18 protein-coding genes and 1 tRNA gene are annotated in these 20986 nt (G+C 54.2%); 12 read left to right on the plus strand and 7 right to left on the minus strand.

The window, feature by feature from the left end; all coding sequences use genetic code 11:
• Nucleotides 1-19 precede the first annotated feature (19 nt).
• Nucleotides 20-1144, plus strand: coding sequence for a FecR family protein (locus EJ361_RS03765; protein ID WP_126244029.1), 1125 nt, complete (start codon nt 20-22; stop codon nt 1142-1144).
• A 211-nt stretch (nt 1145-1355) separates the two neighbouring features.
• On the opposite strand, the gene EJ361_RS03770 is transcribed toward EJ361_RS03765, so the two are convergent.
• Nucleotides 1356-2096: an SDR family NAD(P)-dependent oxidoreductase gene (locus EJ361_RS03770; RefSeq protein WP_126244030.1), complete on the minus strand. Its 741-nt coding sequence runs from the start codon at nt 2094-2096 to the stop codon at nt 1356-1358.
• Nucleotides 2097-2170: 74 nt separating this feature from the next.
• Between EJ361_RS03770 and EJ361_RS03775 the strand changes: the two genes are divergently transcribed.
• The 3 genes from EJ361_RS03775 (at nt 2171) to EJ361_RS03785 (ending at nt 3866) form a co-directional block, all read left to right on the plus strand.
• Entirely contained in the window at nt 2171-2518 is a 348-nt protein-coding gene (locus EJ361_RS03775; RefSeq protein WP_126244031.1) for a winged helix-turn-helix transcriptional regulator, read from the plus strand.
• A gap of 72 nt (nt 2519-2590) precedes the next feature.
• Nucleotides 2591-2662: transfer RNA gene (locus EJ361_RS03780), tRNA-Glu, on the plus strand.
• A 142-nt stretch (nt 2663-2804) separates the two neighbouring features.
• A complete protein-coding gene (locus EJ361_RS03785; RefSeq protein WP_126244032.1) occupies nt 2805-3866 on the plus strand; it encodes an endo-1,4-beta-xylanase in 1062 nt (353 codons plus the stop codon).
• Nucleotides 3867-3884: 18 nt separating this feature from the next.
• Here the strand turns inward: EJ361_RS03785 and EJ361_RS03790 are convergent, their stop codons facing one another.
• Both EJ361_RS03790 and EJ361_RS03795 read right to left on the minus strand, forming a co-directional pair.
• Nucleotides 3885-4247, minus strand: a complete 363-nt coding sequence (locus EJ361_RS03790; RefSeq protein WP_126244033.1) for a TfoX/Sxy family protein — start codon at nt 4245-4247, stop codon at nt 3885-3887.
• 19 nt (nt 4248-4266) lie between these two features.
• Nucleotides 4267-4683 carry a DUF1761 domain-containing protein gene (locus tag EJ361_RS03795; protein ID WP_205686929.1) on the minus strand — a complete coding sequence of 139 codons (417 nt, stop codon included), beginning with the start codon at nt 4681-4683 and terminating at the stop codon, nt 4267-4269.
• A gap of 91 nt (nt 4684-4774) precedes the next feature.
• Here EJ361_RS03795 and EJ361_RS03800 point away from each other — a divergent pair, with 91 nt between their 5' ends.
• The 7 genes from EJ361_RS03800 (at nt 4775) to EJ361_RS03830 (ending at nt 13078) form a co-directional block, all read left to right on the plus strand.
• Complete coding sequence (locus tag EJ361_RS03800) at nt 4775-5182, plus strand: winged helix-turn-helix transcriptional regulator (protein ID WP_126244034.1); 408 nt, start codon at nt 4775-4777, stop codon at nt 5180-5182.
• Between the two features lie 175 nt (nt 5183-5357).
• Nucleotides 5358-6500, plus strand: coding sequence for a helix-turn-helix domain-containing protein (locus tag EJ361_RS03805; protein WP_126244035.1), 1143 nt, complete (start codon nt 5358-5360; stop codon nt 6498-6500).
• Between the two features lie 107 nt (nt 6501-6607).
• Nucleotides 6608-7228 (plus strand): DUF2306 domain-containing protein, encoded by a 621-nt coding sequence (locus EJ361_RS03810; RefSeq protein ID WP_126244036.1) that lies wholly within the window; start codon nt 6608-6610, stop codon nt 7226-7228.
• Between the two features lie 42 nt (nt 7229-7270).
• A complete protein-coding gene (locus EJ361_RS03815; RefSeq protein ID WP_126244037.1) occupies nt 7271-7573 on the plus strand; it encodes a DUF1330 domain-containing protein in 303 nt (100 codons plus the stop codon).
• Nucleotides 7574-8127: 554 nt separating this feature from the next.
• A complete protein-coding gene (locus tag EJ361_RS03820) occupies nt 8128-9765 on the plus strand; it encodes a GDSL-type esterase/lipase family protein (RefSeq protein WP_126244038.1) in 1638 nt (545 codons plus the stop codon).
• 173 nt (nt 9766-9938) lie between these two features.
• Nucleotides 9939-10319 (plus strand): hypothetical protein, encoded by a 381-nt coding sequence (locus EJ361_RS03825; protein ID WP_126244039.1) that lies wholly within the window; start codon nt 9939-9941, stop codon nt 10317-10319.
• A gap of 311 nt (nt 10320-10630) precedes the next feature.
• The gene (locus tag EJ361_RS03830) at nt 10631-13078 is read left to right on the plus strand and encodes a TonB-dependent receptor domain-containing protein (protein ID WP_126244040.1); all 2448 of its coding nucleotides are present in this window, start codon (nt 10631-10633) and stop codon (nt 13076-13078) included.
• Nucleotides 13079-13137: 59 nt separating this feature from the next.
• On the opposite strand, the gene EJ361_RS03835 is transcribed toward EJ361_RS03830, so the two are convergent.
• From EJ361_RS03835 to EJ361_RS03850, 4 genes are all read right to left on the minus strand, one after another.
• A complete protein-coding gene (locus EJ361_RS03835; protein ID WP_126244041.1) occupies nt 13138-14298 on the minus strand; it encodes a PepSY-associated TM helix domain-containing protein in 1161 nt (386 codons plus the stop codon).
• Nucleotides 14299-14369: 71 nt separating this feature from the next.
• A complete protein-coding gene (locus EJ361_RS03840) occupies nt 14370-15587 on the minus strand; it encodes a hypothetical protein (RefSeq protein WP_126244042.1) in 1218 nt (405 codons plus the stop codon).
• A 17-nt stretch (nt 15588-15604) separates the two neighbouring features.
• Entirely contained in the window at nt 15605-17962 is a 2358-nt protein-coding gene (locus tag EJ361_RS03845) for a TonB-dependent receptor (protein ID WP_126244043.1), read from the minus strand.
• A gap of 175 nt (nt 17963-18137) precedes the next feature.
• On the minus strand, nt 18138-18668 hold the full coding sequence (locus EJ361_RS03850) for a DinB family protein (RefSeq protein WP_126244044.1): 531 nt from the start codon (nt 18666-18668) through the stop codon (nt 18138-18140).
• Nucleotides 18669-18838: 170 nt separating this feature from the next.
• Between EJ361_RS03850 and EJ361_RS03855 the strand changes: the two genes are divergently transcribed.
• Entirely contained in the window at nt 18839-20986 is a 2148-nt protein-coding gene (locus tag EJ361_RS03855) for a GH92 family glycosyl hydrolase (protein WP_126244045.1), read from the plus strand.

Raw genomic sequence — 20986 nt, forward strand, 5'->3', positions numbered from 1 at the left:
ACTGTATCTATATATTCGGATGGAAAATGAAAATCACATACGCATCCTGCTCAACAAAGAGTTATTCGGAACGATTACTCCCGAAGAGCAGCAAGCGTTGGATGATTTACTGGCTACCAGCGCAAAGGCGCGCGCCATCAGGAGCGAGATGAGGGATCCGGAACGGTTTGGCGGGCAGTCGGTTTTTCCGGCGAAGGAATTGGAAGCGGATTATTTCGCCGTGTTGCAACGGCATCGCCGCCGCCGCATGCAGCGGATATGGAACTGGTGGATCGGCGCCGGGCTTACGGCAGGAGCCGCCATCACCGCCCTGCTCATCTGGCCGCGCGATCCGGCGTCCGAACCTCCACAGGCCGTGATCCCTGCTGAATTACAGGAGATCACCCTGCAGTTCGCGAACGGCGAAACGCTCGCTTTCCGGGACGGCCGCCAGCAACGCTACCGTGTGCAATCTACCGGCATCGTATTCGAAAACGGCACACTGCATTTCGAAAACGGCACCTCGGGCGCTCCGGGATGGAACAGCCTCAACGTTCCGCCCGGCCAGGAAACCCGCCTGCAGCTGGAAGACGGTACGGAAGTAATCCTGAACAGCGCATCGAAGATCCAGTTCCCCTTCCGCTTCGGCTCCGGCATCCGCGAAGTGTACCTCGAAGGCGAAGGTTACTTCCGCATCGCGCAAGCCGGCAACCAGCCATTCGTCATCCACGCCGGCCAGGCAGACATACGGGCCAAAGCTGGCATATGTAACATCAACGCATATACGCCAACAAACGTATCCGCCCAGATCGTGACCGGCATGATGCAAATGGAAGCCGGAGGCGTCAAAATACCGGTCACCGCCGGGGAAGAAGCCACCGCCGCCACCGGAAAAACGCCCACCGCCGCGCGGATGCAGGACCAGTACAGCCTTTCCTGGCTAAAAGGGGAACAGTTTTTCAGGGATTTGCCCGCTGCAGATTTAAGGGACGTCATCGCCCGGTGGTTCAACACCACCTTATACATCGATTCGCGGGAAGCAGAAAAAAAATTACTGAACGGAAGGATTTATCGCAACCAAACGCTTTCCGAATTTGTTGATAATATGAACGCGCAAAACGAAGTGGAGTTTTACTGGAAAAATGGTATGCTTCACTGCAAATAAAAAAGACTTAAAATAGTTGTGTAGATAAATGATAGCGACCTCCAAAGGGAGCTTAGACTTTCAAAAAACCGCTCCCGTAAGAGCGGTTTTTTGATCCGGCCAACTGAAAACATGTGTAGATAAATTGATAGCGTCCTCCCCATCCGGGGCAAACAAGAAAAACCGCTCCAACCGGGCGGTTTTTTCATGCTGTTAACGCAGGGGAGAAAGGTTAAATGTTCGTACCACCGTCTACCGTAAATCCGGCACCGGTAATGAATTGGCTGTCTGGCCCGGCGAGGAACGCCACCATCGCAGCGATATCCTCCGGTTTTCCGTAAGTCCCCAGCGCCGTGATGGAACGCTGGTAATCGGCCCCGGGCCCGTTGGCCGGGTTCATATCCGTATCGATGGGGCCGGGATGCACGATGTTCACATTGATCTTCTTCGGGCCCAGTTCCCGCGCCAAAGCCTTGGTGAGCCCTGTGATGGCGGCTTTGCTCGTGGAATACAACGCGCATCCGCCGATGGTGATCCGGTCTACCAGGCAGGTCCCGATATTGACGATGCGCCCGCCCTGCTGCATGTGCTGCACGGCCACACGGGATGCGGCGAATACGGCGCGGACGTTCACCGCCATCGTTTCGTCGAAATCTTCGAGGGAACATGCTGACAGGGGTTTAATGTTGCCGATGCCCGCATTGTTGACGAGCACGTCCAACCGGCCGAAATGCTTCGCCGCCTGGTTCACCGCCGCTTCCACCGCATGCGGGTCTTTGCTGTCGGCCGCAATGGCGAGGGCTTCCACGCCGAGGGCTTTCACTTCCGCCACCAATATCTCCGCTTTTTCTTTGGATGATTGGTAGGTAAACGCCACGTTGGCGCCTTCCTGCGCGAGCTTTTTCACGATGGCCGCGCCTATGCCCCGGCTACCGCCGGTTACGAATGCTGATTGCTGATGTAGATTTTTCATGCCGCAAAACTATTTCAAACACTTTACCTTTGCAGGTACTGACGTGATTGTCAAGTACTAACAATAAAGTAAGTATGCGCAAAGCCAACTCAACGAATAGTATCAATGAAACCCGCCTTCACCTGCTCTGCGGCATGTCTCACGCCCTCTCCGTCATCGGTGGCCGGTGGAAAGCGTCGATCCTTTTCAGTCTTACCGACGGCCGCAAGCGATACAGCGAATTACGGAAAGACATTCCCGGTGTTTCGGAAAGGATGCTCGTGGCGCAGCTTCGCGAGCTGGAGGCCGACGGGCTGGTGGAGCGCACCGTTTTCCCGGAAGTTCCACCGCGCGTGGAGTATGCGCTCACCGACTTTGGCCGGTCTACCCAACCGATGTTGCGGGAGATTTCCGCCTGGGGCGCGAAGCACCGGAAAGGTTGATTCCTACATTTTTCCGAGATTTTTTTGGAATTGTAATGGAATCCCCTACCTTTGCAATCCCAAACGGGAAATGCCGCGTTGGTCAATCGGCTAAGACGCCTCCCTTTCACGGAGGAATGACGGGTTCGACTCCCGTACGCGGTACGAAATAAAAAGGCTGTTCACCCGAACAGCCTTTTTGCTTTTTACATATTCGATACTCCCCCATCCCTCGGCAGCCCATAAAAAATAATCCCCCCATCGTTTCGTATTGCGAATAGCCAACCGGATTCGTATTTTAGGGATTATGATAAGATCATCACGCCTGTTTGTTTCAGCTATATTCATACTTTCCACTGTTGCCACCTTCGCACAGCACACCGAAAAAGGCTTGAAAGACTTTTACGGCAACTACTTCCCCATCGGCGTAGCCATCACGCCCCGGCATTTGCAGGATTCCGCTACCAGCGCTTTCCTCGTCCGGCATTTCAATAGCCTTACCGCAGAGAACGTAATGAAAATGGAACCCATCCACCCGGAAGAAGGCCGCTATAACTGGGGCGGCGCCGATGCCATCGTTCAATTTGCAACGGAAAACGGACTGAAAGTAAGGGGCCATACACTCTGCTGGCACAACCAGGCACCCAAATGGATGTTTTACGATGCAAACGGCAAACTGGTGAGCAAAGACATCCTGCTCGGCAGACTGCGCAAACACATCCACGATGTAGTAGGCCGATACAAAGGGAAAATCTATGCCTGGGATGTTGTAAATGAAGCCATTTCAGACCAGCCCAATGAATTTCTCCGCAATTCGCTATGGTACCAGATCTGCGGGGAAGATTTTATAGCCGCTGCATTCCGGTATGCTCATGAAGCCGACCCGAATGCCGTTTTGTTCTATAATGATTACGGAACTGAATTTCCGGGAAAAAGAGACAAAGTATACCGCTTGCTAAAAAAACTGCTCGATGCAAATGTTCCGGTACATGCGGTTGGATTGCAAGGACATTGGTCTGTTAACGATCCATCAAAGGAATTACTGGAGTCTGCTATCGAAAAATATACTTCGCTGGGGATTAAAATGCAGGTTACGGAGCTGGACGTATCCGTGTTCACCAACAATAACATGCCGGAACTGCACAGCTTTACTCCAGAACAAGACCAGCTGCAACAAGCGCAATACGCCATGCTCTTCGGGACGTTCAGGAAATACCGCGACAACATTACCGGCATCACTTTCTGGAATGTTTCAGACCGTTTTAGCTGGCTGGATAATTTCCCGGTTAGGGGCCGGAAAAATTATCCGTTGCTTTTCGATGAAAAGCTGCAACCTAAAAAAGCCTACTGGAAAGTGATCGATTTTTAAGCGGTCCATCACCTATCCCTACTTCTTTTTGGGCGGTCTGCTTCGCTTCGACGATTTAGCCTGATCGTTATAGGCAAGACACAACTCCATCCAGTACTCGAAATCCCTCCGGCTATTATACCCTTCCGGCGCTACATAGCAATAGCCCGGCAATTCCTTTCCCTTCATGATCATGGGAAGAAATCCCGCCCTTTCCGACAACTCCTCCGTTTGATCGGGATCGAACCGGCACATGAGCCTGTTTTTCGATACATTGACGCACATCTTCCCCCCGACCATAAAAGCCAATCCGCCAAACATCGGCTTTTCCGCCAACTCCAAAACCTTTTTTTCATACAAATATTCCCTGACACGGTCTGCCAGGCTGAGATCATATGCCATGGTAATTCGTTTTATCCGACTATTCCATCAACCCGATTACGAGCGACATGCTTAACATCAGGACGAGCTGATACCCGTTATTGATCCAGGTCAGCTTTGCAGGTTTCAACTCGAACGCATTATGCGTTGCCAGCGTTGTGGCTGAAAACGCCAACCACGTAATGAACCCTGTCGCCAGTGCAAGGCCGACATTCTTCGTCCCGAAAACCAAGTTCCCGGCAGGTATCAATACAGACAGCACGATCGCAGTGATGAAATTGGCCAATAAGGTAATTACGATCGGCCGCTTGCCCGCTGCCTGGGATGCAGCTTCGCCGATACCGGTCAATTTTCTCCAGACCGGCCCGAATGCCGTTTTCCTGTACCAGGATTTAGCACAGATCATTCCGGCGACGGTCGCCAAAACAACAGCAAGCCAATTCACTTTGATGTCCATATAGTCAGGTTTTAAGTTTAATTTGCACTTGCATTTTGCAAGTCTAAAGTAAATAAGTTCTTGCAAAACGCAATAACTATTTTCGTTTTTTATGGAAAAGAGCAGGTCTGACTGTCCGATTAGTTGTGCGCTGGATGTTTTCGGCGACAAGTGGTCCTTATTGATTATCAGGGACATTATGTTGCGGGGGAAGGTTTCCTACAGTGAATTTCTGGGGTCTGAGGAAAAAATAGCCACCAATATCCTGGCTAACCGGCTGAGTGTGCTGGAAAAGGAAAATATCCTCGTCAAGGAAACATCGCCGGCCAATAGATCGAAATTCGTTTACAGTTTAACCCAAAAAGGCGCCGATCTACTGCCGATCGTTATCGAGATCATGGATTGGGGGGCGAAGTATAACGCCAATTCTCCCCGGCGCGAACTTGGAAAAAAGATCCAGCAGAACAAATCTTCCGTGATCAGGGAATTGAGCGAAGAATTGAAGAAGAGGGTGAAGTAAATAACTTTCCCGATTGCGGCATGAAACATTCCTGCTTTCGTTTATTCCTGATCAAATCTGGAAGCACAGCGGGAGCTAACAACAGGATGTTTCCCTCAACCTCCATTCATCTTTCCCCTCCGGGCCAATAAGCATTATTTACTTATCTTCATCCCCAACCTCATTTCCAAAACCGATGCTCCACATTGCAGGAATCATCATTTCCATCTTTCTTGCATTCCTTCTTTTTGCCAAGAAAGGAAAATCCGGCGCCGATTTCGTGCTCGCCATCTGGCTCGTCGTGATTTCGTTCCACCTGCTTTGCTATCATCTCCTCATCTCCGGTTCCTACGTCGGGTTCCCGTTTTTCCTCGGCACCGAGATCCCCCTTCCGCTCGTTCATGGCCCGTTCCTGTATGTATACACGGCTTTGCTGACCGGGCAAAACAACCGCAGGCTCCCCTGGCCCGTACATTTCCTCCCGGCCGCCGTCGCCTTTTCCCTGCTGTCGAAATTTTATTTGTTGCCGGCTGCAGACAAAATCGCGGTGTACGAAAATCATGGGAAGGGATTCGAAACCATTACCGCTATCATCCGCCTGCCCATCGTGCCCTCGGGGATCATTTATGTGGCACTGTCGCTCATGATGCTACGGAAACACCGGGTCAATATTTCGAAACAATTCTCCTATTCCGAAAAAATCAACCTGGACTGGCTGGTGTACCTGGCCCTCGGCATGGCTGCCATCTGGCTGTCCATCATCTTCGGCGGTGATGTTTCGACCTTTATTTTGGTTGACCTGTTCGTTTTGTTCATCGGGTATTTCGGCATCAAACAGGTAGGGATTTTCACCAACCGGGTGGAGCCTGTTCCTTCACAGGTCATTGAGGCCCGGCTTCCCGGCGCTTCCATTTCCACCGGAACCCCAAACCCCGGCGCCGAAAAAACCAAGTATCAAAAATCGGCCATCGGGGCTGACATGTTGTCAAAAATCCACCAGCAACTCACCGGGCTCATGGCGTCCGAAAAACTTTTCACCGACCCGGAACTTAACCTGGACGACCTCGCCGCCCGCCTGTCCGTCAACAGCAACACCCTGTCTCAGGTCATCAATTCCCTCGAGCAAAGGAATTTTTACGATTACATCAACGACCTCCGCGTCCAGGAATTCAAACGGCTCGCCGTTTTACCTGAAAACAGCCGCCTCACATTGCTGTCTATCGCCTACGAAGCCGGGTTCAACTCCAAAACCTCCTTCAACCGGAACTTCAAAAAAAACACCGGCATCTCCCCCCGCGAGTTTTGCCAGCAGGAAAAGATCCTTCCCGACCCTGAATAATTCTCCCAAAACGTCCCATTCCCACCGGCGGCACCTCAAAAAGAGGGACCACCTTACCTTCTGGAACGTTCAAAACCCGCAGCCACGCTTCCTTTGCCGAAAAAAGCATGACGAACAAACTTACCTGGGGATTGCTGGCGATCCTGTCCATTTTCTTCGGGCTATATCCCGGCCTGTTCCTCAACGGCAATCAAAAAGTCGGTATTCTCAACATCAAACCTGATTCACTTTTCTCCAATCCCTTCTGGCTGATCAGCTTTTACACGCACATTACGCTCGGCGGTTTGGCCCTGTTGACCGGGTGGCCCCAGTTCAGCCAAAAAGTCAGGGCCACCCGCATACGATTACACCGCGCCCTTGGCAAGATCTACGTCGTTTCCGTGCTGGTAAGCGCGGTGGCAGGCATCAACATCGCCTTTTACGCAACCGGCGGATGGCCCACCGCCCTTGGATTTATGTGCCTGGGCATCACCTGGTTCTACACCACACTGCAGGCTTACCGCTCCATCTGGCTGGGAAACATCCTGGCACATGGAAACTGGATGACCTTTAGCTATGCCTGTACTTTCGCGGCGGTCACGCTCAGGCTCTGGATGCCCTTGCTGGTACCGCTGTTCGGGAATTTCATGACGGCTTATACGGTTGTGGCCTGGTGGTGCTGGCTGCCTAATCTCACCGTCGCCTATTTCATGACCCGGCAGCCGAAATCCGTGGCTAAAATTCGATAACTTCGTCAACCTTCATTCTTTAACCCGTCAACGCCTAAAACCATGGCAGTTTATTACATCAACAGTTACGACATCACCGATCCCGAATTGTTCAAAACCTACGGCCCGAAGCTCCTCCCCATCCTCCGCAAGTACGGCGCGGAAATCCTCGCGTCGGATACGGCGGGTATTGCGGTGGAAGGGAACCCCAGGCTCATGAACGCCATCGTCAAATTCCCGTCGGAAGAAGCGGCCATACAATGCTACAACGATCCGGAATACCAGCCCGTAAAGGCCATCCGGCAACAATCTACCGCCCATTGCACGATGGTACTGGTAAAAGAATTCCAGTTGCCGGCGAAGTAATTTCAAATCAAATGGGCGGTTATGCGATGGTAGAGGACGGAAAACCCGTTGCCACAGGAGGGATCGACCTGCCTCCCAACAAAAGAAAAATCCCGCTGCGAAAGCGGGATTCCTGCTAATTACAATACTATTTATCAAATTCAGGTTAGTGGGTTTAAAATTTGTGATCCGTATGCCGGATGCAAGGCTCCACCGCCCCGGATCCCCGCCAGGGATCCGGATTTAAGGATGAACGAAACCCGTTCGGGCCACGACAGGACATTCAATATCCGTCGCGTTTGCGCCAGTCCGTGCTTATTAATATTTCGTCTATTTGATTGTCTGTCCACCAGGATATCCTGATGGAAAGCGTTACCAGGCATAACACTAGCCGCTATGGGCGTGAGGATATGCTTATCATACAATAAAGTCTTCCGAAAAATACTGAATTTATCCGGTGCGGGTAACATTATTTTAGCGGATTTGTGCCAAATGTTGACAAAACTCCCTTTTTTGAGCTCGCCCGTATATCTTTATGATACCTCCGCGCCCGGCGCGGAACCCAATCTTCCCATATGAAAAAATTGCTTTTCCTGTTCGCGGTCATCGCTTTCGGTCCGCCTGTTTCGGCACAGAAAACCATTGGTATTTCCTGCATCGGCGATAGTATCATGTTTGGCAACGGCCTCCCCAGCCGGGAGCGCAATAATTTTCCCGCGCAATTGCAAAATATGCTGGGGAAAGGGTATGCGGTGACGAAGGACGATGATCCCGACATGCTGGCCGCGAAACTGCAAAACAAGTTGGGAAAAGGGCATATAGTGTCGGTGGAAAAGAGTTCCCGCGTACCGGACATCGCCATAATCTGCTTCGCGGATGAAAGGCGGATGGACAGCGCGGTTCTGGCCTGCAAGGCGAAACGCATCATCATCGCCCTCCCGCCAGTTTTCCCCGGCGGCGACCTGGGGGACCGGGAGCGGCGGATGTCGGCCATTCGCGCGCTGGCGGCGGAACGGTTGTGCGAGATCGTGGACCTGGCGCCGGTGATTGCGGCGAAGTCCGAAAATTTCCAGGACGCGATGCATCTTTCGTCGCTGGGTGCAACCGAGATCGCGCGGCGGCTATACGAAGCGGTACAATTCCGCAGCGCAGCGCCGATCGATGTTGTTCAACGTTTGGGAGGACAGTCCCTCGGGTCGTTTTACGGTTTCAGGAAATTCGATGTATCGGAAGGCCATCAAAATATTACCGTTATAAGTCCGGTCCATCCTGCGAAAGGGTACCCCTGGGCGCAGGTTTCCGGAGATAAAACAGACAGTGCTACCCTATTGGGACTATTGGAACGGGGCGTCCATATCGTAATCTCCGCCAACACAATACACGGCCCGCGATTGCAAAAAGCAGGCCTGGCGCCCAAACCAGCGATTTCAACAAATAATACCTGGACGTACGATGGCACTCCGCTCGTCCACTTCGGCGAACGGCCGCTACCAGCCGTTTTGCGAGCCCTTCATCTGCAACCCAACTTCGCGGCCATCGCAGCGCCGGGCAGTGAATATCGTTCAGGTGCGGGATGGTTTCCGGGGAAAGATTGGTGGGCGCAACACGGGAACATCGATAGCCTGCTGCGCGCCCCCGGCCAGCTCGACGTCGTATTCCTGGGAAATTCCATTACGCAGGGAACGGGCGGCCACAGGACCACCACTACTTATAAACCCGGCTTTGCCGCATTCGATTCCGCGTTCGGGATGTACCGGTGGGAATCCGCGGGCATCAGTGGCGACCGGACCCAGAACGTGCTCTGGCGCCTTCAGAACGGCGCGTACCGCGCAGCGGCGCCCCGGCTCATCGTGCTGACGATCGGCGTTAACAACTTCCCGGACAACGGTCCCGAAGAAGTGGCTGCGGGCATCAAAGCAATCGTGAAATGGATCGGAAAGCACATGCCCAAAACCAAACTGCTGCTCATCGGCCCGCTGCCGGCAGGAAACAAACCCGGCGACATGCGCCGTATCAAATATGAAAAGACGCATGCGATCATCCAGGGGCTCGCGGTGCGGGGGCGTTACCTTCCGCTGGGCAATATATTCATCCTGCCCGATGGTTCGCTCGATCCGGAATTATATTCCCGGGACGGGATCCATCTGCAGCCAGCGGGGTACCAGGCCTGGGCAAAGGCGCTGAAACCCGTGGTGGATGAGATGTTGCGGTGATCAGGAGGGGGCGCTTCCTACGGCAATCCCGTTTGTCGGCGACGAAATCCAGATATTCTCCTGCTTAACATGACTTACCGGTTGAAGGTAGCAGCCGTTGCCTCGCCTCAAGGAGATGAAGGATCCCGCCGGACGTACGAACACCGCCGCGCAGAAACAAAAACAAAGAAAAAATGAGTTACCCCTTTTTAAAGAGAGGTTATGCATTTCTCATAATGCTATGGGGCCTGTTAAATTTGCTGTTGTTCGGCGCAACGTCTCACGCTTTGAACTTTCAGGATTACAACCTGGTAATTGGCGCTATTGCTTACCCATTGCTAAATGTGCTCATCGGCATTTGGTTGTTTTTCGATGATCTGAGTAAACCGTTTCAATTGATCAGGTTGGCTTTGATCGCGATACTCGGTGTACTGCAGGTATATGTTGCCGCCGATTACATTTCAACGGTTGAGGGTGGAGTACTTTATGTTTTACTCACAGTGGTTTTGCTGTTATTCATTGCAAATGGCAGCATATTCTTCGCGGAAATAAGAACCATACACAGAAAACAATAGTCCATCCGCCTCAAAATGATCAAGTACATGCCTGACTTCAACTGTACGATGATTACTTACAGCCTGGCGGATTTCGTGCCTCCTTCGGACCCAAGCTGATAATAGGCTTATCCAGACAGGGTAGATAAGAAAATCGATCCGGGGATATGATTAAACGATCCGCATTCCCACCAAAGGCCTGTACAAAACGTACGGGCCTTTTTATTATCGCCGGATAATATTCCGCATTCCATAAATCTTTCTCCCGTTTCGATAACCTCCCCCGCCCCACATGCCCGATTTTTGCGACCCAAAACAATGTGAAACGGACCATGCAACCTAACTATCATGCAATATTCCTATCCCTGTTCGGCACAGCCCTGCTGACGGGGTCTCCCGGCGCTTTTGCGCAAAATGTACCCTCCGGCCCAACTGTCCGCGCGGTGATCGCGGACTCCGCATCCCGGCAGGTGCTTCCTTACGTTACGATCGGCGTGGTGAATGAACACGGCTCCCCCCTGGCCGCGGCCTATTCCAAAGAGAACGGTACTTTCGTTCTGCAGCTCCCGGGCAAAGGGCACTTCCGCCTCGTGGTGTCTTCCGTAGGCCACCGCACCCTCCAACTCCCGCTCAATGCCGCACACGGCGCCCCCGCCCTTCCGGATACCCTCTGGCTCGCCACAAGCTCCCGCCAGTTAGGCGAAGTACAGGTAGTGGCCCACAAACAACTCATCGAACAGAAACCCGGCATGCTCGTCTACAATGCCGGCAACGATATCGGCAACAAAGGCGGCACCGCGGCCGATGTGCTCCGCAAAGCCCCCGCCCTCAACGTAGACCCGCAAGGCAATGTGACCATGCGCGGCAGCGGCACGCTCCGCATTTTGGTGGACGGGAAATACTCCGGCCAGATGGCCCGCTCCGCCGCCGATGCGCTGAACATGATGCCAGCCGACATCATCCAGTCCGTGGAAATCGTCACCACACCATCGGCCAAATACGATGCGGAAGGCGCTGCCGGGGTGATCAACATCATTACGAAGAAAAACGGCAAAAGCTTCAGCGGCGCGCTGGAAGTAACCGCCAGCAACTGGGAACAGGCCATCAATCCGCGCGTTTCCTTCTCGCGCAATAAATGGAACATGAGCTTCCATGGGCACTTCCACCGGCTGCAGGATAAATCGGCGGCCATCACGGAAAGGACTTCACTGAAAGACGGCGCGCCCACGCAAACCCTCTTCCAGGAAAAACGCCAGAACAACGTCATGCCCCACACATCGGGCGAACTGACCGTCGGGTTCACACCGGATTCCGTCAGCGAGCTCAGCCTCAACGTAAACGCCTGGCTCGGCTCCTGGCCCGACGGCAGCCGGCAAACCACCCGCATCCGCCTGCCCAACGGCATTTTCTCCGATGCGTATTTACAGGATGCCCAAAAGAAAGAACGTTTCCTCGGAGCAGACATTTCCCTCGGATATAACCGGAAACTGAAACGCCCCGGACAGGAATTTACCGCCATGGCGCAGGTTTCCCCGACAGGCGGCAACTCGTCTTACGCCAGCACGCAAACGGCGGAAGACGGAAAATTCCGCTCCCGCGAAGAAAATTTCAGCAAAACCCGCAACACGGAATACACGCTGCAGGCCGATTACAGCCATCCGCTTTCCTCAGACGGCGCGTTCATGCTCGAAAGCGGCCTCAAATCCATTTTCCGCGACGCCAATAATAATTACGACGTCTGGCTCTCCGACGCACCGCCGCCCGCAACGCTCGATTTCCTGGCCGACCGTTCCGACAAATTCAGCTACTCCCAAACCGTACTGGCGGGTTATCTACTGATGAAAATGAAATTCAAACGGGGATGGTACGCCGAAGCCGGCGCCCGCCTCGAACATACCGGCATGGAAGGAAAGCTCCGCGGCGGGAAAGACGCCTTCAGCAATACGCTCCTCAACTTCGTTCCCACCGCTACCCTTTCCAAAAAACTGACGGACGAGCAAACGCTCAGCCTCAGCTACACCAAGCGCCTGACGCGTCCGTACATCTGGGACCTCAATCCCAATGCAGACGCCAGCGATCCCAGCAACATCGTGGTGGGCAATCCTTCGCTACTGCCGGAGATCATGCACCAGGGAGAATTGTCGTACGGATTTACGCCTTCATCCGGCCTCTTCCTCAACCTCGCCGCCTTCTACAAACAAACCGATCAATCCATCTTCGACCTTACCACTACAAACGATAACGGCGTCGCTACCACGCAAAAGCAAAACCTGGCCGGTAACCGCCGCTACGGACTGAACCTCAGCAGCGCCTTTAGCATAACGCCCAAATGGAATGTAAACGGGAACTTCAACCTCAACCGCCTCGATTACGAAAGCCGCCTGCTTTTCATCGTGAGCAAAGGTTGGACTACCGACGTGAACGTGAACACGATGTACAAACTCCCCGGTAACATATCCCTGCAGGCTTTCGGCGAATATTCCACCCGCCAGGTCACGTTCCAGGGCCACCGCACGCCATGGTTTTTCTATAGCTTCTCCGCGAAAAAAGAATTGAAGGAAACGAAAATGACCGTCACCATTTCGGCCATCAATCCGTTCAATAACACCCTCAGCCAAACGGAAGTCATCAACACCGCCGCGTTCCGTTCCAGGGTACTGAACAGGTATTACGACCAGTCGCTCAAACTGACGCTCAACTGGGAGTTCGGATCAATGTTCGAACAGAAAGCGCGGAAAAAGATCAGTAACGACGATGTGCGGGAAAAGGGCGGGGAATAACCGCAACCTGTAAATCATAAAGAAAAACGCCGTTGATGCCTATTCAACGGCGTTTTCTTTTATGAGGCTACGGCCTGCTGTGGCCGGTTTGCAGGTTTCTTTCTTTTCTGTTTCTTCTTCTTCCCCCACCAGATGATAAACCCGGTGATGGGTAAACTGGCGGCGATGAGCGCACCGATGCAATAAATGATTTTAGAAGGGATGCCCCAGATCAGGCCAACGTGGAGGGAATAATTCATCCGGCGGAGCTTGTCGCCGAGGTTGGCATCGTCGTAAGGCATCACGTCTACCCCTCCGCCTTCCAGCTTGGCGCCTGTATATTGATCGAAGTAATGGCCCTGATAATAAGCGCCTTCCATATTGGTGTACACGTAGATCGATGCGTCTCTTTCATCGTCTTCCGGGATGCCCATGAGAAGCGCGGCGCTTTTGGGCGCGGCGTATTCGTTCACCGAACGGCGCCACACATCGTCTACCACCTGCCACTTCGGCAATGCATGGGTGTTCGTGGTGTCTGACGGCGGCTGATAATATTCAGGCATGGCCTTTCCACCGGAAGCGAGCCAGTAAGACGGCTTTTGCACCCATCCGAGCCCCATGTACATACCCGTGTAGGCCATGATGAGCGTAACGGGAAGCGTGTAAAAGCCCAGTACGTTATGCAGGTCGTAATTGACGCGTTTGATCTTTGCTGTCCATTTGATGGAAAAAGCGTTCCTGATGTTGTGGCGGTTCCATTTCTTCGGCCACCAAAGCACCAGGCCTGTTAACAGCAGGAAGAAAAAAATGAGCGTACTGTACAGTACGATCTTCGTTCCCACTTCATGCGGCAGCCACAAGTGAACATGGCCCATTTCCACCCAGGTGATAAAGTCGTGCTTGTGCACGATACCGTTAACCTTTCCGGTGTAGGGATTGACGTACACCACCGAATCGGAATGGAACGTCACTTCCGCGGCGTGCCCCGGCACGTGGTACTGGATGCCGTGGACGTGCATCCCCGGCATCACGGCCTCCGCAGCCGGGATCAGTACCGATGGCGGCAGCTGCTTTGCGCCGGCGGGCGCTTCGGCCCTCCGTTCGGGATAGGCCCAGTCGCGCAGCTCCCACTCAAACACCAGGATGGCCCCGGTTATGGAAACGATGAACACGATGGCGCCGGTCACGATGCCCACCCACAGGTGGAACCAGGCGTTGATTTTAGAAAATACAGATTTCATGGTCGTCGTACATATAAACGACAATTCCCGGCCGTTACCGGGGAATCGTCCAAACCCGTTGCCGGGCGCGATTATTTCAGTTTGTCTATTCGTAGCAGGTAATCATATCCACCGGCGATTTCGAGGCCGGGCGTTGCCGCATCCTTTTCTATGTCGTACACCCAGATGTAATCTTTTCCTACTTTGGAATTCACCATGATATAGGCGTTATTTCCCTCCACGGTAATGGTTTGGAGCATTTCGCCCTTGTCCAGCGGCAGTTCGGTGAGCTTGCGGACGAGGGCGCCCTTCGCCAGGTCTACCAGCGCATAGGCCATGATGTGTTCCGCATCGGTACCATCGTCTGGCAGCGCCTTGTATTTCACCAGCGCGCGACCGTTCCCGATGCCGTACATCGCCACGCCCGCGCCGCCCAGCAGCTGGTCCAGGTTCACGAAGTACGCGGGGTCATATGCCATCGCGCCCTTTTTAATGCGGTAAAGGGCGGAAGACATGGTTTTCGACAACCATCCCGGGTAAGCCAGCATGTAGTAATCGCCTTTGTGATCGACCGCCGTGGCAGACATCCACATGTTGCCGATCCCCGCGCCAACAGACCTTCCGTCTTCCAGCTGCTTCACCAGCGTGAGCGTGGGGAAATCGATAATGGCCACGATGGCTTTGGGATATGCGGGATCGGGCCAGTTGGCGGTATAGGCCAGCGTGAGGTAAAGTTTGCCGTCCACGAAGTCGAGGCTCCGGGCGCCGACGCCCGCATATCCGGCGGGGATCGGGTTTATGGGAAGCGCTGCGTTGCGGGTGGCCAGTGTGTTGGTGTTCACCACGGAACAGAGCAGTTTGTTCCGGTCGCCGTTGTTGCCTACAAGCACGAGTGTACTGTCGTTCACGAAGCAATAGCTCGACACGCCCGACTGGTACGTAAACGGCACCTGCCGCACGGTAGTGAGCTGGTTATCCTTGAAAGAGAATTTCGACAGTTTGCTGTTGTCGGAACTGGTGCTGGGGTAATAATAAAACCCGTCTTTGGCGATGATCCCGTAATCCGCTTTAGACGTCACTTCCACCCCGTTCCCTTTCAAACTGACCGCCCCTTTCAGCAGCGACTCCGCGCCTACCATGTATTGCGTAGTGTTGGGCCAGGAACCGAGCTGGATCCAGATGGCGAAGTTTTCGGAACCGTTGCCGGGACCGATGGAGATCTTGTCGTCGTATTTCACACAGGCGCCGAGCGATACCATCCCCAATACGAGGGCGGCGCTACGGCTCCATTTTGTTATTGAATGATGCATATCGAAAAAAGGTAAGGTTAATGAATGAAGTAGCGCAGTTTCACGAAGAAGGAGCGGCCGGGCTTCTGCAGGCGCCAGTTGTCGTACGCGCGCTGGTCGGTCAGGTTGCGGCATTCCGCGGTGATGTTGTACCGGCCGTTTCGCAGGGAGTACGTGAGCCCGAGGTTTTGAATGTACTGGTTCGGCACTTTCTCGTTAGACACGGCGAAGTCTTCCCAGGTCAGGTAAAACCAGTGAACGTATTGCAGGTCCCAGTTCAGCTGGATGCGTGTTCCCTTGCCGAGCAGGCCGTTCTTGCCGATGCTGGCCAGCGCGTTGCCGAAGAGCCAGGGCTGGTTCGGGATTTTGTTGCGGTAGGAGGCTTCTTCCGTTTCGTCTTTCCCTTCGCCGCGTTTCGTATTGTTGATCGAGTGCTGGTAAGTGGCGTTGAGGGTGAGATGGAAGAGATCGCGGTAATCGTACTGCACTTCCGCTTCCGCGCCGGTCACCCGAACTTTAGAAGTGTTTTCGTAACGGATGACCTGGGAGTTGGACTGGTAGGTTTTCGGGAAAATGAAATCCACCGCGTCGCGGAAGAACCCGCCGCCTTCCGCGTAGAACCGGCTGTTACCCCGCTGGGTACCGTAATAGGCGCCGAGGTTCACGTTGTGGCTCGATTCGGGTTTGAGCAGCGGATTGGCGATCTGGTCGTACCCGTTGCCGAACATTTCGCTCACTTCAGGAAGGCGGTAGGCTTTTTCGTAGGAAGCTTTCACGCCGAAATCGGGCATGATCTTGTACCGCGAAGCCACACCATAACCGAAAAAGCTTTTGGTATCGTTGCCGGAAATGTATTCGCCGTTGCCGGTGAGGATTTCCGCCTGGGTGAGCTGCATGCCGTAGAACTTGCCGAAGAAGGTGTTGGTCCACCGGGCGTTCAGCAGGTTCTGCTGGTAACCGAGGCCTGCGATGTGCTTGGCGATCCTGCCGGGATTGTCGTCTTTATCAGCGACCAGTTGATTGTATGTTTTGTTCGACATTTCATCGAACGTATAGTTGAGGTTGAAGGAATGTTCCGGGCTCAGGGTGTAACTGAAATTGGCGCGGGCATAGTTGCGGGGGCGGTTCACATGCGTCAGTACCTTGACGTTGCTCATTTCCGCCGCGTTGAGGGGCACGCGCGACCCGTCCCAAAAGTAGCGGTAGCCGGTGGTGTCGGTCACCAGGTATTTGTCTTGCGTGTGCGACGCGAAGATGTTCAGGTCGAGCCCTTCGGTGAAGAGGTTGCTCTTTTTATAACGCAGGGTGGCGTTGAATGCGTCCCCGTTCTGGAGCGCGGCGCCGTATACGCGGTTCTGGTTAGAGCCGGTCTGGATTTCGCGATCGGTATTGGAATAGCCGGCGCCGAGGAAAAATACGTCTGCCCATTTCTTTTGCACCACGCCGATCTCGCCCTGCACCATGGTGGAGCGGTACTGGTCGTGGAAGCGGCGGACGTCCCGCAGCTCGTATTCCTGTGTTTCATCGTTGAACAGTTCGATGGCTTTCATCTTGTAATCGTTGTCGGAATAGTTGAGGAAAGCGCTCACCCGGCCCACGATCCCTGTTTTCCCGGTTACTTGCCCGGTAACGGCGGCGCGGTGGGTGTTGAAAGAACCGAAGCTGTAGGAGGCGTCGAGGTAATTTTTGATGTTTTGATTGGTAACGAGGTTGACGGCGCCGCCGAGAGCGTCTGCGCCGAGGGAAACGGGCAGCACGCCTTTATATATCTCCACCCTTTCGGCGAGGTTCACGGGGATGTTGTTGAGCGTCATGGCGCTGCCCATTACTTCCAGGGGGATGCCGTCGATGAAATAGCGGACGGCGCGGCCGGAGAGGCCGTTGATGGAAAACTGGAAATCGGACCCCGTTCCGCCGGACTCCCGGATTTTCACGCCGGTAGTTCGGTTGAGAATGGTGTTCATATCGGCGGAAGAGTTCGCGAAGCGGCGGGTATCGATGGCGTTCACGGCGAAACCGCTTTCCCTGAGCTGGCGGCTCTTGCCTTTCCCGGTAACGGTGACGCCTTCGCGGGTTTGGGTTTCTCCGGTGAGGGTGATATCGAGCCGGAGTTCGGCATTGCCGAGCTGGATGGCAAGCTCCTGGCGGGAGAAGCCGAGCATGCTTACGATGAGGGTGTATTTGCCGGGTTTTAACCCGGATATGCGGAAGTGACCGTCGCTTTTCGTATAGGCGCCGGCATGGGTGCCCTGGATGGTGATCGCCGCATCGGAAAGTGGCTGGCCCGCGGGCGACTTCACCTGGCCGGCGATGGCGGCGGTATTTTGCGCCCCGGCGCTGAGCGCCAGGCAGCTACATACGATCGGGATTATGAAAAGTCTGATAAGCTTGAACATTTGATTCGGTTCTTGATTCGACCGGCAAAGGTCGACCAAGTCGGGGGGCGCTTCATGTCGAAAAGGGAAAAGTATTGATCCAATCAGGAAAACTGCTGTTGGAACATGGAATTTGCAGTTCCGACGGGATCCGCCGGCCGATCGCAGATACGGGTAACTTTTTTAATTCAATGGATTAGAATAATTTCTCCTGCGGAGGTTTCACGCCTGCGAGGCGGAGGTAAACGGTGGTTTGGCCGCGGTGGTGCGTCTGGTGCTCGAACGATTTGGCCATGGCGGCGCCACGGGTCATCTCGAATTTATCGAACAGTTTGATGTTCTCGTCCGGTTGCACGGTGGTTTTGCGGATGTTGTCGATCACCCAGTCGTAGCCAGCCATGGTGAGCTTGATAACGTTGGCTTTCGACTTATCGGTTACTTTTTCGGATTCCCCGAAACCCACGGGACTTTGCACGCCCAGTGCGGCGGCGGTCAGGCCATAATTGGCGTCTGTGATGTGCAGCATCTGTTCGGCGAACGAGCGCATTTCCGGGGTGGGTTTGAGGCCGTAGCCGGATTCGGGCATGGCTTCCAGGTATTCTAGCGTGTAGGCTTTGGCCCGCTCCCATTCCCTGGCGATGCCTTCCGTGGCGGATTGCGCTTGCGCGAAGTTGCCGGTGCCGATGGCGAGGGCGAGAACGGCCAGGATTCGTTTGATGAACGTCATGACGGATTATTTTGGTGATTAAAAACGGGGGGAACAGGGGATTATTGACACTATCAAAGGTAACGAGGTATTTTCATTTGCCGTTGGTCCAGTTTTCAGCAATTTTCCGCTGCGCGATGTGTATTTTGACAACGTTCACCAAGTTACTGAATCGATTTAGCAAAACCGTTATGAAAAGGAACCGGCTCCTGATCTGCCTTGCGGTCATGTTTTCGCTGCCTGCGCTCGAAAGCTACGGGCAAAAGGGAAAATTTACGAAATACGTCAACACTTTCCTGGGCACCGAACCCCTGAACGATTCCGCCATCGTAGGCTACCGGTTGCCGGATGGATGGCGCTCCTGGGCAGGGCTCACCTTTCCCGGCAGCTCGCTCCCCAATGCCATGGTGCAACTGAGCCCCATGACCGAATACGGTTCCGGCGCGGGGTACGAGTATGAGGACTCCCTCATCCTGGGATTTACCCACACCAATAAAGGCCATTGGAACCTCTGCAACGTTCCGGTGTTGCCCTTTTCCGGGGAAACGCCGGGCAACGGGTCGCGCTTCTCGCACCGGCGGGAATCCGCCGCGCCGGGGTTTTACCAGGTATATCTCGATGATTATAAAATAGACGTGCACCTCACTTCCACCCTGCGCGGCGGGTTCCACCGGTATGTATACCCGCTTTCCACCGGCCGCCGCATCCTGTTCGACCTCGCCCGGGCCAATAACCGGGTGGGCGATTGGCAGATAGAACAGTCGGGAAGCCAGGCGCTGCAGGGTTTCCAGCAAACCGGCGAACGGATTTATTTCTATGCCGCGCTCAACACGCCGGTAGCGAAGCTGGAGAAAACCGAAGAAGGGAAACGCACCGGCCATGCCGTTGTCATTTTGGAAAATGGAAAAGGCCCGGTGGAAATGAAGATCGGTTTCTCGTTCGTGGGCATCGAAAATGCAAAAGAAAACCTGGACAAGGAAATTGGGGAACATTCCTTCGAAGCGATCCGCGCCGCGGCGAATGCGTCGTGGGAGCAATTGCTATCGAAAGTGGAAGTGAAAGGCGGGACGGAAAAACAGCGGACACTGTTCTATTCCAGCCTTTACCGCTCCTTCCTCTGGCCCGCGCTGCGCAGCGATGTGAACGGCGATTTCAAGGGGGCCGACCGCCAGAAAGCGAACACCGGTTTCCGGTATTACACCGAACCTTCGCTCTGGGACACCTACCGGAACAAAGATGTGCTGTTGTCGTTGCTGGCGCCCGAGGTGGCGCTCGATGTGATCAAATCCATGAAAGACGTAGGCGATAAAAAAGGTTTTATCCCCACGTTCTTTCACGGCGACCATGGCGCGTCTACCATCGCCGGGGCGTACCTCCGCGGGATCGACGGGTTCGATGTGAAAGGGACGTACGACATCCTCCTGAAAAACGCGAACGTGGAGCCCGGCGCACGGCCGCATGTTAAGGAATACATCGAAAAAGGGTTTATTTCCGATCCGGATATCGAAAAACCACATGTGGAAACCAAAGCCAAAGCAGGCGTTTCCAAAACCCTGGAATATTCGTACGACGATTATTCCCTGGCCCAGCTGGCCCGCGCGCTCGGCGATTCCGCCAACTACCATACGCTCATGCAGCGTTCGAAAAACTACCGGAACATGTTCGACCCATCGACCCGGTTCATGCGCGGCCGCCTGGCGAACGGCGACTGGATCACGCCCTTCGATCCGCAATATCCTTATTACGAATACATGTACCGCGAAGCGAACGCCTGGCAGGTATCATTCTACGCACCGCACGATATGCCCGGCCTCATTCAGTTGTATGGTGGCCCGGCGGGTTTCGGATCGAAGCTGGACTCGCTGTTCACCCTGCCCTGGAACCCGCGCCACATCGCACGGAACGTGGAGTCGATGATCGGGCAGTATTGCCATGGCAACCAGCCGGACCATGAGGCGCCGTTCGCTTATTATTTCATCAACAAGCCGGAAAAATCCCAACAGATCATCGATACCATTCTCAATCACCTGTACGGGATCGGCGAATTCGGGAACGCGCTCTGCGGGATGGACGATGCCGGCGAAATGTCTGCCTGGTACGTATTCTGCGCGGCGGGCCTGTATACTTTTTCCGCCACGGACCCCGAGTATCTCGTAACCGTTCCCCTGTTCGACGAAGTAAGGTGGAAGGCGGCCAACGGCAAATGGCTCACGTTGCGCAAACAGGGCCGCAGCCGCAGTTTGAAAGGCGTAAAGGTGGATGGGGAACCCCAGGATGGGTGGTTTGTGCCGCACCGTTTGTTCAGGAACGGCGGAGAAATTTTGGTGAAAACGAAGTAA

The sequence above is a fragment of the Chitinophaga rhizosphaerae genome, from assembly GCF_003958645.1.
Classification (GTDB): Bacteria; Bacteroidota; Bacteroidia; order Chitinophagales; family Chitinophagaceae; genus Chitinophaga; species Chitinophaga rhizosphaerae.

Coding starts and splice junctions, on each gene's coding strand:
- EJ361_RS03765 (WP_126244029.1), top strand. CDS start 20: ATGGAAAATGAAAATCACATACGCATCCTGCTCAACAAAGAGTTATTC.
- EJ361_RS03770 (WP_126244030.1), bottom strand. CDS start 2,096: ATGAAAAATCTACATCAGCAATCAGCATTCGTAACCGGCGGTAGCCGG.
- EJ361_RS03775 (WP_126244031.1), top strand. CDS start 2,171: ATGCGCAAAGCCAACTCAACGAATAGTATCAATGAAACCCGCCTTCAC.
- EJ361_RS03785 (WP_126244032.1), top strand. CDS start 2,805: ATGATAAGATCATCACGCCTGTTTGTTTCAGCTATATTCATACTTTCC.
- EJ361_RS03790 (WP_126244033.1), bottom strand. CDS start 4,247: ATGGCATATGATCTCAGCCTGGCAGACCGTGTCAGGGAATATTTGTAT.
- EJ361_RS03795 (WP_205686929.1), bottom strand. CDS start 4,683: ATGGACATCAAAGTGAATTGGCTTGCTGTTGTTTTGGCGACCGTCGCC.
- EJ361_RS03800 (WP_126244034.1), top strand. CDS start 4,775: ATGGAAAAGAGCAGGTCTGACTGTCCGATTAGTTGTGCGCTGGATGTT.
- EJ361_RS03805 (WP_126244035.1), top strand. CDS start 5,358: ATGCTCCACATTGCAGGAATCATCATTTCCATCTTTCTTGCATTCCTT.
- EJ361_RS03810 (WP_126244036.1), top strand. CDS start 6,608: ATGACGAACAAACTTACCTGGGGATTGCTGGCGATCCTGTCCATTTTC.
- EJ361_RS03815 (WP_126244037.1), top strand. CDS start 7,271: ATGGCAGTTTATTACATCAACAGTTACGACATCACCGATCCCGAATTG.
- EJ361_RS03820 (WP_126244038.1), top strand. CDS start 8,128: ATGAAAAAATTGCTTTTCCTGTTCGCGGTCATCGCTTTCGGTCCGCCT.
- EJ361_RS03825 (WP_126244039.1), top strand. CDS start 9,939: ATGAGTTACCCCTTTTTAAAGAGAGGTTATGCATTTCTCATAATGCTA.
- EJ361_RS03830 (WP_126244040.1), top strand. CDS start 10,631: ATGCAACCTAACTATCATGCAATATTCCTATCCCTGTTCGGCACAGCC.
- EJ361_RS03835 (WP_126244041.1), bottom strand. CDS start 14,298: ATGAAATCTGTATTTTCTAAAATCAACGCCTGGTTCCACCTGTGGGTG.
- EJ361_RS03840 (WP_126244042.1), bottom strand. CDS start 15,587: ATGCATCATTCAATAACAAAATGGAGCCGTAGCGCCGCCCTCGTATTG.
- EJ361_RS03845 (WP_126244043.1), bottom strand. CDS start 17,962: ATGTTCAAGCTTATCAGACTTTTCATAATCCCGATCGTATGTAGCTGC.
- EJ361_RS03850 (WP_126244044.1), bottom strand. CDS start 18,668: ATGACGTTCATCAAACGAATCCTGGCCGTTCTCGCCCTCGCCATCGGC.
- EJ361_RS03855 (WP_126244045.1), top strand. CDS start 18,839: ATGAAAAGGAACCGGCTCCTGATCTGCCTTGCGGTCATGTTTTCGCTG.